At 55.8% G+C, this 15,436-nt stretch carries 15 protein-coding genes; 9 read left to right on the forward strand and 6 right to left on the reverse strand.

The genetic code is table 11. The features are described 5' to 3' along the window. Positions 1-2 precede the first annotated feature (2 nt). Positions 3-1,373, reverse strand: a complete 1,371-nt coding sequence (locus AC2FH6_RS02460) for a class II 3-deoxy-7-phosphoheptulonate synthase (protein ID WP_142633778.1) — start codon at positions 1,371-1,373, stop codon at positions 3-5. A 169-nt stretch (positions 1,374-1,542) separates the two neighbouring features. Between AC2FH6_RS02460 and AC2FH6_RS02465 the strand changes: the two genes are divergently transcribed. Continuing rightward, a complete protein-coding gene (locus AC2FH6_RS02465; RefSeq protein WP_496691228.1) occupies positions 1,543-2,547 on the forward strand; it encodes a GlxA family transcriptional regulator in 1,005 nt (334 codons plus the stop codon). On the opposite strand, the gene AC2FH6_RS02470 is transcribed toward AC2FH6_RS02465, so the two are convergent. Further along, a complete protein-coding gene (locus AC2FH6_RS02470) occupies positions 2,544-3,641 on the reverse strand; it encodes a PQQ-dependent sugar dehydrogenase (protein ID WP_496701040.1) in 1,098 nt (365 codons plus the stop codon). The genes AC2FH6_RS02465 and AC2FH6_RS02470 overlap by 4 nt on opposite strands. Before the next feature lie 153 nt (positions 3,642-3,794). Between AC2FH6_RS02470 and AC2FH6_RS02475 the strand changes: the two genes are divergently transcribed. The 7 genes from AC2FH6_RS02475 to AC2FH6_RS02505 all read left to right on the forward strand — a co-directional run bounded on the left by AC2FH6_RS02475 (position 3,795) and on the right by AC2FH6_RS02505 (position 10,152). Further along, positions 3,795-4,976, forward strand: coding sequence for an ABC transporter substrate-binding protein (locus tag AC2FH6_RS02475; protein ID WP_142633772.1), 1,182 nt, complete (start codon positions 3,795-3,797; stop codon positions 4,974-4,976). 130 nt (positions 4,977-5,106) lie between these two features. Continuing rightward, positions 5,107-5,895 (forward strand): ABC transporter ATP-binding protein, encoded by a 789-nt coding sequence (locus AC2FH6_RS02480; protein WP_142633770.1) that lies wholly within the window; start codon positions 5,107-5,109, stop codon positions 5,893-5,895. Continuing rightward, entirely contained in the window at positions 5,892-6,722 is an 831-nt protein-coding gene (locus AC2FH6_RS02485; RefSeq protein ID WP_142633769.1) for an ABC transporter ATP-binding protein, read from the forward strand. The genes AC2FH6_RS02480 and AC2FH6_RS02485 overlap by 4 nt, the downstream gene beginning before the upstream one ends. A 2-nt stretch (positions 6,723-6,724) precedes the next feature. Next, the gene (locus AC2FH6_RS02490; RefSeq protein WP_496701042.1) at positions 6,725-7,273 is read left to right on the forward strand and encodes a hypothetical protein; all 549 of its coding nucleotides are present in this window, start codon (positions 6,725-6,727) and stop codon (positions 7,271-7,273) included. A 1-nt stretch (position 7,274) separates the two neighbouring features. Continuing rightward, a complete protein-coding gene (locus tag AC2FH6_RS02495) occupies positions 7,275-8,285 on the forward strand; it encodes a branched-chain amino acid ABC transporter permease (protein WP_496693159.1) in 1,011 nt (336 codons plus the stop codon). After that, positions 8,282-9,724 (forward strand): branched-chain amino acid ABC transporter permease, encoded by a 1,443-nt coding sequence (locus AC2FH6_RS02500; RefSeq protein WP_496700311.1) that lies wholly within the window; start codon positions 8,282-8,284, stop codon positions 9,722-9,724. Before AC2FH6_RS02495 ends, AC2FH6_RS02500 begins: the two co-directional genes overlap by 4 nt. A gap of 176 nt (positions 9,725-9,900) precedes the next feature. After that, a complete protein-coding gene (locus AC2FH6_RS02505) occupies positions 9,901-10,152 on the forward strand; it encodes a hypothetical protein (protein WP_142633761.1) in 252 nt (83 codons plus the stop codon). Positions 10,153-10,188: 36 nt separating this feature from the next. On the opposite strand, the gene AC2FH6_RS02510 is transcribed toward AC2FH6_RS02505, so the two are convergent. Then, positions 10,189-11,730, reverse strand: coding sequence for a helicase HerA-like domain-containing protein (locus AC2FH6_RS02510; protein ID WP_496701044.1), 1,542 nt, complete (start codon positions 11,728-11,730; stop codon positions 10,189-10,191). Between the two features lie 433 nt (positions 11,731-12,163). On the opposite strand from AC2FH6_RS02510, the gene AC2FH6_RS02515 reads away from it, so the two are divergent. Next, positions 12,164-12,781 carry an invasion associated locus B family protein gene (locus AC2FH6_RS02515; RefSeq protein WP_282027399.1) on the forward strand — a complete coding sequence of 206 codons (618 nt, stop codon included), beginning with the start codon at positions 12,164-12,166 and terminating at the stop codon, positions 12,779-12,781. Between the two features lie 40 nt (positions 12,782-12,821). Here AC2FH6_RS02515 and AC2FH6_RS02520 read toward each other — a convergent pair whose 3' ends face one another. The 3 genes from AC2FH6_RS02520 to lpxD are packed head-to-tail and all read right to left on the reverse strand — an operon-like array spanning position 12,822 to position 15,421. Beyond that, a complete protein-coding gene (locus AC2FH6_RS02520; RefSeq protein WP_271947157.1) occupies positions 12,822-14,030 on the reverse strand; it encodes a beta-ketoacyl-[acyl-carrier-protein] synthase family protein in 1,209 nt (402 codons plus the stop codon). 9 nt (positions 14,031-14,039) lie between these two features. Then, positions 14,040-14,297: an acyl carrier protein gene (locus tag AC2FH6_RS02525; protein WP_142633752.1), complete on the reverse strand. Its 258-nt coding sequence runs from the start codon at positions 14,295-14,297 to the stop codon at positions 14,040-14,042. Positions 14,298-14,329: 32 nt separating this feature from the next. Then, complete coding sequence (gene lpxD, locus AC2FH6_RS02530) at positions 14,330-15,421, reverse strand: UDP-3-O-(3-hydroxymyristoyl)glucosamine N-acyltransferase (protein WP_496701046.1); 1,092 nt, start codon at positions 15,419-15,421, stop codon at positions 14,330-14,332. Positions 15,422-15,436 lie beyond the last annotated feature (15 nt).

Genomic DNA, 15,436 nt, shown 5'->3' on the forward strand with positions numbered 1-15,436 from the left:
GGTTAGGAGGCTGCGCGTTTGCCGCGGTTCCGGCGCAGATCTGTCAGTTCTTCCGCAACAAGGAAGGCCAGTTCCAACGACTGCGACGCGTTCAAACGTGGATCGCAGGCAGTGTGGTAACGGTCTGACAGATCTTCTTCTGTTACAGCGCGTACACCTCCAGTGCATTCGGTCACGTCTAGCCCCGTCATCTCAAAATGCACACCGCCGGGGATCGTGCCCTCGGCCTGATGCACACCAAAGAAGTCGCGAACTTCGCGCAGCACGGAATCAAAGGGCCGGGTCTTATAGCCGGTGGCCGATTTGATCGTATTGCCGTGCATTGGGTCACAGACCCAGGTCACCTTGGCGCCCTCTTCCTTGACTGCTTTGACCAGACGCGGCAGATGCTCTCCTGCCTTGCCTGCACCAAACCGCGCGATCAGGGTCAGACGCCCTTCTTCGTTTTCCGGGTTCAGTTTGGCCATCAAAACTTTGAGGTCTTCGGCAGATGTCGTCGGACCGCATTTCAGACCGATCGGGTTCAGAACGCCGGAACAGAATTCAACATGCGCGCCATCAGGTTGACGGGTGCGGTCGCCAATCCAGATCATGTGGCCGGACCCGGCCAACCAGTTGCCCGATGTAGAATCAAGACGGGTCAGCGCCTCTTCGTATTCAAGCAGCAGACCTTCGTGGCTGGTATAGAATTCAACCGACGAGAATTCATGCGTTGTGTCCGCGGTGATGCCCGCAGCCCCCATGAAATCAATCGAATCCTGAATTCGGTCAGCAATTTCAGAGTATTTCTGAACATCCTGGCCATCGGCAAAGCCGAGTGTCCACGAATGCACATGGCTCATATCGGCGAAACCACCGGTCGAAAAGGCGCGCAACAAGTTCAATGTTGCCGCTGCCTGCGTATAGGCTTGCAACATCTTGGACGGATTCGGAATCCGCGCCTCGGGCGTGAAATCCAGCTCGTTGATGATATCGCCGCGATAGCTGGGCAGCTCAATGCCATCCACCACCTCTGTCGGTGCGCTGCGCGGTTTGGCGAACTGTCCAGCCATACGGCCCACTTTGACCACCGGCACCTTTGCGCCATAGGTCAAAACCATGGCCATCTGCAGCATCACCTTAAAGGTGTCGCGGATCGCATCCGCGCTGAATTGTTCAAAGCTTTCAGCACAGTCGCCGCCCTGCAGCAGGAAAGCCTCACCCCGCCCCGCAGCACCAAGATGTTGCTTGAGCCGACGTGCCTCACCTGCAAACACCAGCGGCGGATACTGCGAAAGCTGAGCCTCGACTTTTGCCAGCGCGGCTGCGTCGGTATAGTCTGGCATCTGAACCCGGGGCTTGTTGCGCCAGTTCGTTTTTTGCCATTCGGTCATAGCTTTGATCTCCGCTGAAGTATTCAAGTCGCCTCTATACAAAAACGTTTGATGAGAGGCCATATACGATTTGGACCTCTTGACGTCGCAAACAAGCTTTGATCATGGTGGCGGTCAAATCTGTCGCCGGACGTAGGGTCAAACGGCGCCGAATCAAGGACACCTCGCCATGCAAGAGCAACGCCAAGTTGTCACGGTGGAAACCACTGCGGCCAGCCCTCGTCATTTCGTGTTTGTCCTGTTGGACAAATTCTCGCTGCTGTGTTTCGCATCCGCGCTGGATAGCCTGCGCATCGCAAACCGCATGGCCGACAAAGAGCTTTACAGTTGGAGCCTGTCTGGCGAAGGCGGCGAGACGATCAAATGCTCCGCCGGGACCGAGTTCAAACTGGACGCTGATCTAGCCGAGCTGCAGCGCGATGACGTCGTGCTGATCTGCGGCGGTGTCGATGTTCAAGCCGCTACCACCAAGAAAATTCTGAACTGGGTCCGCCGCGAAGCACGCCGGGGATTGCGCATTGGTGGGCTGTGTACGGCAGCTTATACCTTGGCCAAGGCCGGTTTACTGGATGGCAAGCGTGCGACAATTCACTGGGAAAACTCAGACAGTTTCACCGAAGAATTTGATGAGGTCGAACTGACCAAATCCGTATTCCAGATTGACGGAAACCGGATGACAACAGCCGGTGGCACTTCCTCTATCGACCTGATGCTGAAAATCATCGCCGAGGATTTCGGGGAAGACCTTGCCAACGCGGTGGCCGATCAGTTGATCTATTCCTCGATCCGCACCGATCAGGACACACAGCGTTTGTCGACCCCAACACGGATTGGGGTACGCCATCCCAAGCTGAGCCAGGTCATCCTGATGATGGAGAAAAACATCGAAGAGCCGATCTCGCCTTCGATTCTGGCCAAAGAGGTCGGCATGTCCACGCGGCAGCTAGAGCGTCTGTTTCGCCGTTACCTCAGCCGGTCGCCTAAACGCTATTATATGGAGCTGCGCCTGCATAAGGCCCGGAACCTGCTGATGCAGACCGACATGAGCGTGATCAACGTGGCGCTAGCATGCGGGTTTGCCTCGCCTAGCCATTTCTCGAAATGCTACCGGGCGCATTATAACACCACGCCCTATCGTGAGCGCGGTGCGCAAAGCGGGCGCTTGTCTGTTTAATCGCTGGGGGTCATGCGAAAGACAGCGCCCTGCCCGACGGAAATAAACCAGATTGATCCATCCGGTGCCTCGACAATGTCGCGGACGCGTTCCGTATGAGGGCCCTTGATCTGCTCGACCTCAGTCAATGGAGTGCCTTCAAGCCGAGCAATGTAGTCGAATTTGAGCGACCCGACGAATAGATCACCCTTCCATTCGGGCCAAAGCTTGCCTGAATAAATCAAAAGGCCGGATGGGGCGATGGAAGGGTCCCAATAGAATTCAGGCTGCACCATCCCCGGTTTCGCCGTCCCCTCGCCGATTGTTTGTCCGGAATAGTGCTTGCCATAGGAAATCACCGGCCAGCCATAGTTCCGCCCCGGCCGGATTAGGTTCACTTCATCTCCTCCCTTGGCTCCATGTTCCGATACCCATAGATGCCCCCGTGCATCCAGCCCTGCACCTTGGGGATTCCGGTGGCCATAAGACAATATCTCAGGCTGAATTCCGGGTTGTCCGACAAATGGATTATCAGCCGGCACCGAGCCGTCCCGGTTCACACGGATCACCGAGCCGTTGTGACTCGATCGATCCTGGGCGGTCGGGCGATCACCACGATCGCCGATAGTGACAAGTAATGTCCCGTCCCTTGCCTCGACAATACGAGAGCCAAAATGACGCCCAGAATCCCCACCATTTTCAGCTTCGAAAATCGTGCGCAGATCGGTCAGCTTTGATCCGTCTTCGGACAGGCGCGCAATCGCAAGTGCAGTGCCTGCCCCCTTTGGTTGAGGCTTGGAATAGGTCAGGAAAACCTCACGGCTTTGCGAAAAATCCCTGGCAACGGTTACGTCCAGCAAACCGCCCTGCCCCTTTGCAACCACATTGGGAGTGCCTTTGACGCGAACTATGTTTCCCTCCGACACGAACAGAAGATCACCGTCGCGCTCAGTTACCAGAAAGGACATGTCAGGCAGGATGCCGACTGCCCAGGGCGTATCGAGCCCCTTCACCATCGCCGTCACACGCGCCGATCCGGAGTTGGTAGTTAGCGATTCTGCCCCTGCCAACCCTGAAACAACAGAAAAGATGAAGATCAAAGCTAGTCTAAACATCTCGTTCTCCTTACCGAAAACACCGCGCCGGGCACATCTGAACAACTAGAACTGTGCGCCACAAAAACACGTTTGCGTTAGGACTTTTCTTTTTCGAACAGCTTGCCTAGGGTCGTGCCCAGAACGAATACGTTCACAACTGGGAGTAACCATATGAAAAAGCTGCTTACAGCAACTGCAGCAACCGCCCTTCTTTCGGGCGCAGCTATGGCCGAAGACGTCACATTGGGTGTTCTGTTCGGCTTTACCGGACCGATTGAATCGCTGGCACCCGCTATGGGTTCAGGCGCCGAGATGGCGATGGCCGAAGTCACCGAATCCGGCAAATTGCTGGATGGCTCTACCGTCACTGCATCGCGCGCTGATACCGGCTGTATCGACAACGGCCTGTCCACCTCGAACGGTGAACGCATGATTGCCGACGGCGTTGCCGGCATCATTGGCGGTGACTGCTCTGGCGTGACCGGAGCGATCCTGCAGAATGTCGCGATCCCGAACGGGATGGTCATGATCTCGCCCTCGGCCACCTCGCCCGGTCTGTCGACCATGGAGGATAACGGCCTGTTCTTCCGCACCGCCCCGTCGGATGCACGTGAAGGTCAGGTGATGGCAGATATCCTGAATGATCGCGGGATCACTTCAATCGCACTGACCTACACCAACAACGACTATGGCAAGGGTCTGGCAGACGCGATCCAGTCCTCGTTCGAGGCATCGGGCGGCGAAGTCACAATCGTGGCAGCGCATGAGGATGGCAAAGCAGACTATTCGGCCGAAGTTGGCGCGCTGGCCTCGGCCGGTGGCGACATTCTGGTTGTAGCCGGGTATCTCGATCAGGGCGGATTGGGCATCATTCAGTCGGCGCTGGACAGCGGTGCATTCGACACGTTCGGCTTGCCCGGCGGCATGATCGGTGACTCGCTGCCCGCAAATGTCGGCCCCGACCTGAACGGCTCGTTCGGTCAGATCGCCGGTTCAGGTGGTGAAGGTGCTGAAAAGTACTTTGCCATGGCCGAAGCCGCCGGTTTTGACGGATCGTCGCCCTATTCGCCTGAAAGCTATGACGCCGCAGCGCTGTTCATGCTGGCGATGCAGGCCGCTGGTTCGACCAACCCGGCCGACTACGGCAGCAAGATCCTAGATGTTGCCAACGCTCCAGGAGAGAAGATCTATCCGGGTGAGCTGGCCAAAGGTTTGGAACTGTTGGCCGCTGGTCAGGACATCGACTATGTCGGCGCGTCCGGCGTTGAGCTGATCGGCCCCGGCGAAAGCGCAGGTTCGTATCGCGAGATCGAAGTCACCGACGGCGAAAACAAGACCGTCAACTTCCGTTGATTTTGACCTGAGAAGACCTGAAAATAAGCAGCCCGGACCTTGTGTCCGGGCTGCTTCAGTGAAAAAAGACCGCACCTCTTCAATGAGGGTGTGAAAACAAGAACGCCGAAAACGGCGGCTAGGGGAAAAGATGATCGTCGTCGAGGACGTGCATAAGCATTTCGGCGGGTTTCATGCGGTGGATGGGGCATCGCTGGAAATCCAGAAGGGTTCGATCACCGGCCTGATTGGGCCGAACGGGGCCGGAAAGACAACTCTGTTCAACGTGATCGCGGGTGTACTCCCGCCCACCTCTGGACGCGTGTTCATGGATGGCGAGGACATAACCGGCTTGCCACCACACGATCTGTTTCACAAAGGTCTGCTGCGCACTTTTCAGATCGCGCATGAGTTTTCCTCGATGAGTTGCCGAGAGAACCTGATGATGGTGCCCGGCGCGCAATCCGGGGAATCACTTTGGAACACCTGGTTCGGCCGCAAACGCATCGCTAATGAAGAGCGCGCGTTAATGGCTAAGGCCGATGAGGTGTTGGAGTTTCTGACCATCGAACATCTGGCCGATCACAAGGCCGGTCAGGTCTCGGGCGGGCAGAAAAAGCTGCTGGAACTTGGCCGTACCATGATGGTCGACGCCAAGATCGTGTTTCTGGACGAGGTCGGCGCGGGTGTGAACCGCACCCTGCTGATGACCATCGCCGACACGATCCTGCGCCTGAACAAGGAACGCGGCTATACGTTTGTAGTCATCGAACACGACATGGATTTCATCGGCAAAATCTGCGACCCGGTCATTTGTATGGCCGAGGGCAAGGTTCTGGCCCAGGGCACTCTGGACGAGATCAAAGCCAATGAGCATGTGATCGAAGCCTATCTGGGCACCGGCCTGAAGAACAAAGACAAGCTGGAGGCCGGGGCATGAGCGATAATCCTTATCAGGATGACCACGGCAACAAGGATGCCTCGATCACCAATACACACGGCATGGGCACGATGACGCCCGCACATCGCAAAAGCGGAAAGACGCACCGCGTCGAAGGTGGCCCATTCCTGATCGGCGACACCATGACCGGAGGCTACGGCAAGGGCCCGGATATCCTGCATGATTGCACGATTTCAGTCGATGCCGGTGAAATCGCTGTAATCGTTGGCCCCAACGGCGCCGGTAAATCCACTGCAATGAAGGCCGTGTTTGGGATGCTGGATGTCCGCGCGGGATCTGTGCGACTGGACGGAGAAGACATCACCAACCTGTCGCCCCAGGATCGGGTGATCAAGGGGATGGGCTTTGTTCCTCAGACCTCGAACATCTTCACTTCGATGACGGTCGAAGAAAACCTTGAGATGGGTGCCTTCATCCGTCGTGACGACTTTTCAGACACGATGGAACAGGTCTATGACCTCTTTCCCATTCTCCGTGACAAACGCAACCAAGCCGCCGGAGAGCTGTCGGGCGGTCAGCGCCAACAGGTTGCCGTGGGCCGCGCGCTGATGACCCAGCCCAAAGTGCTGATGTTGGACGAACCCACCGCCGGTGTTTCACCCATCGTGATGGATGAGCTGTTCGACCGGATTATCGAGGTTTCCCGCACCGGGTTGCCGATCCTGATGGTTGAGCAGAACGCTCGTCAGGCGTTGGAGATCGCAGATAAGGGATATGTGCTGGTTCAAGGGCGGAACGCCTATACCGGCACGGGCAAGGAACTGCTGGCCGATCCAGAGGTCCGTAAGAGTTTCTTGGGGGGGTGAGGATGTTCAAAACAGTTTCCGCATTATTTCTGAGCATTTTTCCCCAGACAGTTATGGCATTCATAGGGCCTGTGAGCGGTCTCGAGAAATATGATTGTGTGATTGTTGAAAGATGTGACGTTCAAAATCTCTGCCAATTAACACAGGAAAAAAGCGAACTGATCGTTACAACGACAGTCTTCATGGCACCAATAAACGAGCAGAATGGAAACAATCCATACGAGCTTATTGACAGAGTGGAAGAAATCGCTTGGGTCGACTTTGCACGCTATTCAAGAGTGCCTGTTCCTCTCCCAATTTGGTTCAAATTCGATTTCGATTCAGGTGAACCAATGGAATTTAATTTAACTGATTGGCTCTCTGGCGAGCAGGTCTCACCATACGACGAACAGTCATATGCTTTTGTCTTCGAAGCGAATGCAAGCAACGACGATGAGGTTGTTGATCTTTGGGAGAACAGAAACTTTTGGTTCAGGCTGTATATAATGCGGAACAGCGCCGAAGCGCAGTTTGAAACAATCAAGATAATCTGTCCGGAGTATGGTGAGTAATATGGACTTCCTAAACGCCCTTGTGGCGCTCTCCAACTTCGTTCTTGTTCCCGCAATCGCCTATGGCAGCCAGTTGGCGCTGGGTGCGCTGGGGGTGACGCTGATCTATGGCATCCTGCGGTTCTCGAACTTTGCCCATGGCGACACGATGGCCTTTGGTGCGATGATCGCCGTGCTGGTCACATGGGGCCTGCAGGCCGCCGGGGTCAGTTTCGGGCCGCTGCCAACCGCTCTGCTGGCCCTGCCCTTTGCCATTCTGGGCTGTATCGTTCTGGTTCTGATCACGGATCGGCTGGTGTACAGGTTCTACCGGGAACAAAAGGCCAAGCCGGTCATTCTGGTGATCGTCTCGATGGGCGTGATGTTCATAATGAACGGGCTGGTGCGGTTCATAATCGGGCCGGATGATCAAAGGTTCTCGGACGGTGAGCGGTTCATCGTTTCAGCGCGGGAATTCAAGGCAATGACCGGGTTGCGTGAGGGGTTGGCGATCAAGACCTCTCAGGGCATCACTGTGGTTGTGGCCGTTGTCGCCGTGGCACTTTTGTTCTGGTTTTTGAACAAAACCCGTACCGGCAAGTCGATGCGCGCGTATTCGGATAACGAGGATCTGGCGCTGCTGTCCGGCATCAACCCTGAACGTGTGGTGATGATCACTTGGATCCTTGTCGCGGCGCTGGCGACAACTGCGGGTGTGCTTTACGGGTTGGACAAGAGCTTTAAGCCCTTTGTCTATTTCCAGCTTCTGCTGCCGATCTTCGCTTCGGCCATCGTCGGCGGCCTCGGCAACCCGCTGGGCGCTATCGCGGGCGGGTTCATCATCGCGTTTTCCGAGGTGACGATCACCTATGCGTGGAAAAAGGTGCTGACCTATATGGCACCGGAACATCTAGAGCCCTCGGGATTGGTCCAATTCTTATCCACCGATTACAAATTCGCGGTCAGCTTTGTTATCTTGCTTATCGTGCTTCTGTTTAAGCCCACAGGTCTGTTTAAGGGGAAAGCGGTATGATCCTAAGTCTCATTGCATCGATTGCTATTCCTCTGATCGCCGGAGCAACTATTGGCACCGTCGGACTGATTGCCGGAATCGCGGAGGTCGCCCTAGGATGGACGTACCGATATGCTGTGCAAACGGACAACGAGCGGCTGAAAAACTCGGTTCTTTTTGCTGCGGTCGCCGTTCTAATACTGGCAACTGGCTTGGTGCAGGGATGGAACACAGCAATCCTGATCCTGAACATGGGGTTGATCTCGGCTATCATGGCGCTTGGGGTGAACTTGCAATGGGGCTTTGCGGGCCTGTTTAACGTTGGTGTTATGGGCTTTGTTGCGCTGGGCGGGCTGGCAGTTGTGCTGGTCTCAACCCCGCCGACACCCGGCGCGTGGTCATCCGGAGGATACGGGATCGTCCTTGCGTTGCTGTTGGGGGCTGCGACCGTCGTTGCGGCGGTTCTGGTGGCAACAAAAATACCGAGGGGCCGTGTACAGACGATTGCCATCGTCGCGATTCTGATCGCCGGGTTTTTCATTTACCGTGCGGTGTTTGACCCCAGCGTTGCTGGTGTCGAAGCCATTGACCCAGCCGTTGCGGGCAACCTTGGCGGGTTGAATCTGCCGGTTCTGCTGGCCTGGCCCGCGGGCGGTGTGTTGGCCGCCGGTGCTGCTTGGTTGATCGGCAAAACAGCCCTTGGCCTGCGCTCGGACTATCTGGCGATTGCGACGCTTGGGATTGCCGAAATCATCATCGCAATCATGAAAAACGAGGACTGGCTGGCCCGAGGTGTCAAGAATGTCTACGGCATCCCACGCCCCTCGCCCGTGGTCGGCTATGAGGTTGAGCTGCAGCAGGATCCATCCTTCATTGCCCGTGCCGATTGGTTTGGGCTGGACCCTGTCATCGCCTCGACCCTGTCGGTCAAGCTGGGCTATTCCCTGCTGTTCATGGTTGTTCTTCTGATCCTGCTGTGGATGGCCCAGATGGCGCTGCGCAGCCCCTGGGGCCGCATGATGCGCGCCATCCGTGACAACGAGGTTGCAGCCGAGGCGATGGGTAAAGATGTCACCCGCCGCCATTTGCAAATCTTCGTTCTGGGCTCTGCCATCTGCGGTATCGCGGGCGCGATGATGACAACGCTGGACGGGCAGTTGACGCCGGGTACCTACAACCCTCTGCGCTTTACATTTCTGGTCTGGGTCATGGTGATCGTGGGCGGATCGGGCAATAACTTTGGTGCTGTGCTGGGCGCATTCCTCATCTGGTTCCTGTGGGTCCAGGTCGAACCGATTGGGTTGTGGATTATGAACCTGATCACGTCCGGAATGCCCGATGGCAGTGCGCTCAAGACGCATCTGATCGACAGCGCGGCCCATATGCGACTGTTCACGATGGGGTTGATTCTGCTGATTGTTCTTAGATTCAGTCCAAGAGGGCTGATCCCCGAGAAATAGGGCCACAGAACCTCCAATATATGGAACCGCGTCAAGAAATTGGTGCGGTTTCTTGCTTTTGAGTGAGGAACTTACTAGAGCAACTCATCGGCCTGACAAGTTTCACAGTCGTGTTCACCAAATATTTGCCTTTGTGCAGACTACTACCATTTGCCCGCAGGGAATAGAAAACACCGATGAAAACCACTCTTACAAAGACACTCATTCTGCTGCCGGTTCTTGCCTCTTTGACCGCATGTATTCCGTCACCAAAAGATCTGGAAACCACTCCGGTCAAGGTCCAGACCCCCAAGGGCGTGGTGACATGCCAGCTCTACCGGCAGAACCGCGTGGACTGGGACCGGGCAATCGACTTTCCGGCAACAAAAATGTCCGTCCCCGAGGCTGATGCATATTGCAGACAAGAAGGCCAACGCCGCCTGAAGTAACCGTTGTGTGGCCGGGCAATCAGCCCGGCCCGCCATTCAACGATTACGAAATAACCCGCCCAGAATGCCTCGGACGATCCTGCGCCCTGTTGTTCCCTTAAGCTCTTTAATGACGGCCTCGCTCATGGCGGTGGCAAAGGTGTCCTTCTTTCGCACGATCCGCGAAGAAGACCGCGATACTTTGCTAGCTGAGTATCGGCGAGCCGTGGCAAATTCGCGTTCTGCAATCGATTGAGACTCAAGCTGTTCTTCTGCCTCGGCTGCGGCCTGTGCTGCGGCATCAGTCCGCGCCTGGAGCATCTCAAAGGCTGATCTGCGATCTATGCGGGTTTCGTATTTGCCTTTCATCGGAGACGCATTCATTACCGTTTGCCGTTCGGCAGCGGTAATCGGCCCCAACTGTGACCCAGGGGGACGGATCAAAGTGCGTTCGACGATGCCCGGAACCCCTTTCTTTTGCAGCATGGATGTAACCGCCTCGCCCACGCCAACCTCACGGATGGCGGCCTCTGTATCAAAGGTTGGATTCTCGCGGTAGGTTTCAGCCGCAAGGCGAAGGTTTTTCCTGTCTCGGGCGGTGAAAGCTCGCAAAGCATGCTGTACCCGGTTACCCAACTGACCCAGAATGTCTTCTGGGATGTCTGCCGGGTTTTGCGAGATGAAATAGACCCCTACGCCCTTTGATCGGATAAGGCGGGCGACCTGCTCGACCTTGTCCACAAGCACTTTGGGCGCGTCTTCGAACAACAGATGCGCTTCGTCAAAGAAAAATACCAGCTTGGGTTTGTCCGGATCGCCGACTTCGGGCAACTCTTCAAACAGTTCGCTCAGCAGCCATAACAGGAACGTCGCATACAGACGAGGTGATCCCATCAGCTTGTCAGAGGCCAGGATGTTCACCATGCCATTCCCGTTGGCATCGGTGCGCATAAGATCGGCCAGTTCCAGGGCAGGTTCGCCAAACAGATTGGTGCCCCCTTGATTTTCAAGAACCAACAACCGTCGCTGGATGGCACCGATCGAGGCGGTTGAGACATTCCCATAGCGCAGCGAAAGATTTGCTCTGTTCTCTCCGATCCAGACCAACAGGGCTTGCAGATCTTTCATATCCAACAGGGGCATACCTTCTTCATCGGCAACCCGAAATGCAATGTTAACAATGCCTTCTTGTGCTTCGCTCAGGTCCATCAACCTGGACAACAACAAAGGTCCCATCTCGGATACTGTGGTTCGAACCGGATGGCCTTGCTGACCGAACAGATCCCAGAAAGTGACCGGGCAAGCGGCATATTCGTAATCCGTGAATCCGATGGTTTCGGCACGCTTCTGAAATGCCCCATGTAGCTTGTGACTTTCACTGCCCGCCAACGCCAAACCAGACAGATCACCTTTGACGTCAGACAGAAACACCGGCACCCCGGCCTTGGAAAACCCCTCGGCCAGGATCTGAAGCGTCACGGTCTTGCCAGTACCGGTCGCACCGGCAATCAGGCCGTGGCGGTTGGCGTATTTCAACGACAACGTCTGCGGTTGGCTGTAATCTGCGCCACCACCGCCAAGAAATATGTTCTCACTCATATGTTTAAGGCCCTGTTTCCTACCGATCTCCGCCCAGCATACAAAGTTAACCTTTGGCTGCGATAGTTTTCTGGTTGTTCGTGTATGAGAATTGCGCGGTCAACAAACTTCCTCCCTGTCGACTGGCCGCGCGTTCACGCGCGGCCCTTTTTCCACCATAGCTTCATAATTAAATTTTCAGGTTAGCAGTTGACCACCGCGCCGCCCTCTCGTAACGTCTGCACATAATTAAGTCGGCCGGTCCGACGGGGAGAAAAATTCATGAAAGGGAGCCGCTCCACCGGCTCCCTTTTATCTTGGCCACACGTGTTGCCCACGGGGCCTCAGGCGAGATTCCGATCACTTCTGTCTTTTTACGCTGCATAATGCCTGACACTGCGCGCCAGTGGTGCTAGACCCGGCGAAAAGCCACATCAACAATCACGAGGCAATTATGTTCAGGACACCGATAAAGCTTGTTGCGGCAGCTTTTCTTTTCAACGGCGCCGCCCTGGCGCAAGAGACCACCGACACGGCAGAACCTGCCACCGAATCCCCTACGACCGAGCAGGTGGACAATGGTCTCGACCTGGGGCAGCCGGTCGATGAAACCGTCAAGGTCGGACAGCGCTATGACAAAGAAAAATTCGGCGACTGGAGCCTGAACTGTTTGAAGATGAACGCGGGCAAAGATCTGTGTTCGCTGCTGCAAGTCATAAATGGCCCGCAAGATGTGCCTATGGCTGAGTTTTCCATGTTCCGCCTACCCGAAGGCGGTTCGGCTGTAGCCGGAGCAAATATCTTGGTTCCGCTTGAAACCCTGTTGCAAGCGCAGCTGACCCTCTCAATCGACGGGGCGCCTGCCAAACGCTACAACTATTCGTTTTGTAACCCTGTTGGCTGTGTTGCCCAAATCGGCCTGACCCAGGGGGATATCGACGCAATGAAGCAGGGTAGCAAGGCGACTTTGACCATCGTTCCAGCGCCCGCGCCGGATCAGGTGATCGAACTTGACCTGTCTTTGTCCGGGTTTACTGCAGGCTACGACATTGTTGATGTCGCAACCAACTGAAGACTACATTTCGAGAAAGCCGTTTAACCCAGCGGCTTTCTCAAACCCGCTTCAAGGCAAGTACTGCGTTCAGACCTCCGAAAGCGAAAGCGTTGCTTAGCGCAACCTCGACTTTCGCATCGCGTGCCTCGTTGGGCACAACGTCCAAAGCACATTCCGGATCTGGTTCTTCGTAGCCAATCGTCGGTGCAATCACCCCATCTCGCAGGGCCATGATACAGGCCAAAAGCTCTACCGCGCCGGTTCCGCCAATCAAGTGACCATGCATCGACTTGGTGGATGAGATCAAAAGTTCGTCCGCATGCGGGCCGAAAACGCCAGCTACAGCGGCACATTCCGTTTTGTCATTGGCCGCAGTACCTGTGCCATGGGCGTTGATATAACCCACCTGATTGGCATTCAGGCCAGCATCAGACAACGCCCCTGACATCGCACGGGCTGCGCCCTGCTTGCTGGGCATTACAATGTCTGATGCATCCGAGGTCATCGCGAAACCAACAACTTCGCACAAAATTTCTGCCCCACGCGCCTTCGCGTGTTCGTATTCCTCGAACACGAAGATGCCCGCTCCCTCTCCTTGCACCATACCGTTTCGGTTGGCGCTAAAAGGACGACAGGCATCCTTGGACATCACCCGCAGCCCTTCCCAGGCCTTAACGCCACCAAAGCACAACATGGATTCTGAGCCGCCGGTGATCATCGCAGGGGCCGCCCCGCTGCGCACCATCTGAAAGGCTTGCGCCATCGCATGGTTCGATGAGGCACAAGCAGTCGATACCGTAAAGCTGGGACCTTTGAGGTTATGTTCCATCGATACGTGGCTTGCCGCCGCGTTGTTCATAAGTTTTGGTACAACAAATGGATGGACCCTGTTCTTCCCGTCCTCATAGACTGAACGGTAGTTGTCGTCCCAGGTCGAAACGCCACCACCTGCTGTTCCCAGAACCACGCCAGATCGTGCAGCCAACTCACCGTGGAATTCGATCCCGGACTGATCTATGGCCTCTTTGGCCGCGGTCAGGGTAAACTGTGTAAACCTGTCATACAGAGTCATCTGTTGGCGGTTGAACCGACCCTCGGCTTCGAACCCCCGGACCTGCCCACCGATCTTGATCGCCAACCTGTCGACGTCTCGAAATTCAAGTTCCGAAATGCCACAACGGCCTTCCCGCATCGCCTCAAGCGTATCTGGAACTGAATGACCAAGCGAATTGATCGTGCCTGCCCCGGTTATTACTACCCGTTTCATTTGCTTGGGTCAGACCTTTTCTGCCACAAGCTTTTCGATCCCAGCAATGATCGCGGCGACATTTGAGATGTCAAAGTCACTGGCCGTTGGTTCATTGGCATTGAACGGAACGGTAATGTCGAACTCTTCTTCGATGGCAAAGATACTCTCGACCAGCCCCAGGCTGTCGATCCCCAGATCTTCGAGCGTACTTTCGGGCGTCACATCCGAAGGCTCCAACACGGCTTGTTCGGCAATGATGGCAATGACGCGGTCGGTGATGCTCATATCGATCCTCTGATTATCACGTTGAATGTGATTTAATCGCTCGGAGGCTGTTTGGAAACAGCCTTTTTCAACGCCTCCACGTCACGAAGCATCCGCGGCAATCTGCGCTGCGCCTTATAGACATCAGTAAAGGTTTCCATCTTCACAGCCGGGTAGCCCATCAACACACGACCGGCAGGTACGTTTGACAGGATTTTGGTACCACCGCCGACAATCACCCGGTCGCCAACGAAAATATTGTCCGAGACGCCTGATTGCCCACCCAGAACCACGTTATTGCCAAGCTCAACCGAACCGGAAATACCAGACTGACCACACAGCAGACAGTCATTACCAACGCGCGTGTTGTGGCCGATATGGACCTGATTATCCAGTTTTGTGCCATTCCCGATGCGAGTATTACGAATGGTCCCGTTGTCGATCGTGCAATTCGCACCGATCTCGACATCGTCGCCAATTTCCACAGAACCCAGTGAATGAATGCGCAGCCAGCTTTGCGCGCTGGCGTCTCCTGCATCCCCCAAGGTCTTGCGCGCGTTCTCTACCCCCGATACTTCGGGCGTAACAAAACTGAACCCGTCGCTACCGATCCTTGCCCCTGGTTGCGCGATAAAACGATCCCCGATCTGCACACGGGCACCAATGCTGACCATTTCGCGCAGAACGGCGTCTTCGCCCAACACAGCATCCATGCCTATGACGCAATGCGGTCCGATATTCGCCCCTCTGCCGACCCGGGCCCGTGCACCAATGACTGCCAGAGGGCCGATTGAGACCCCATCTGCCACATCCGCAGTCGGGTCGATGACTGCAGAAGGGTGAACCCCGGATCCAAAGCCCTGCCCTTTATCCAGCATGGAGGTGATCCCGGCCATCGCCATCCGCGGTCGCCGAACGAATATTGCTGCCTTAAGCCCCAACGCCTGCCAGTCAGCACCTTCCCAAAGGATGGCGACCTGCGCCGAACCCGATCCCAGATCCTCGGCATATTTCGGCGACATCGCCATCGCCAGATCAGTGGCAGTTGCATCCGACGGTTCAGCAGCAGCATGTACGACCAGGCCGGCATCGCCCTGGAACTCAGCGTCAAGGGCATCTGCGATTTGTTGAACTGTATATTTCATGTGGGGCTTCCCGGA

It is taken from the genome of Ruegeria sp. CDSC045 (assembly GCF_059610725.1).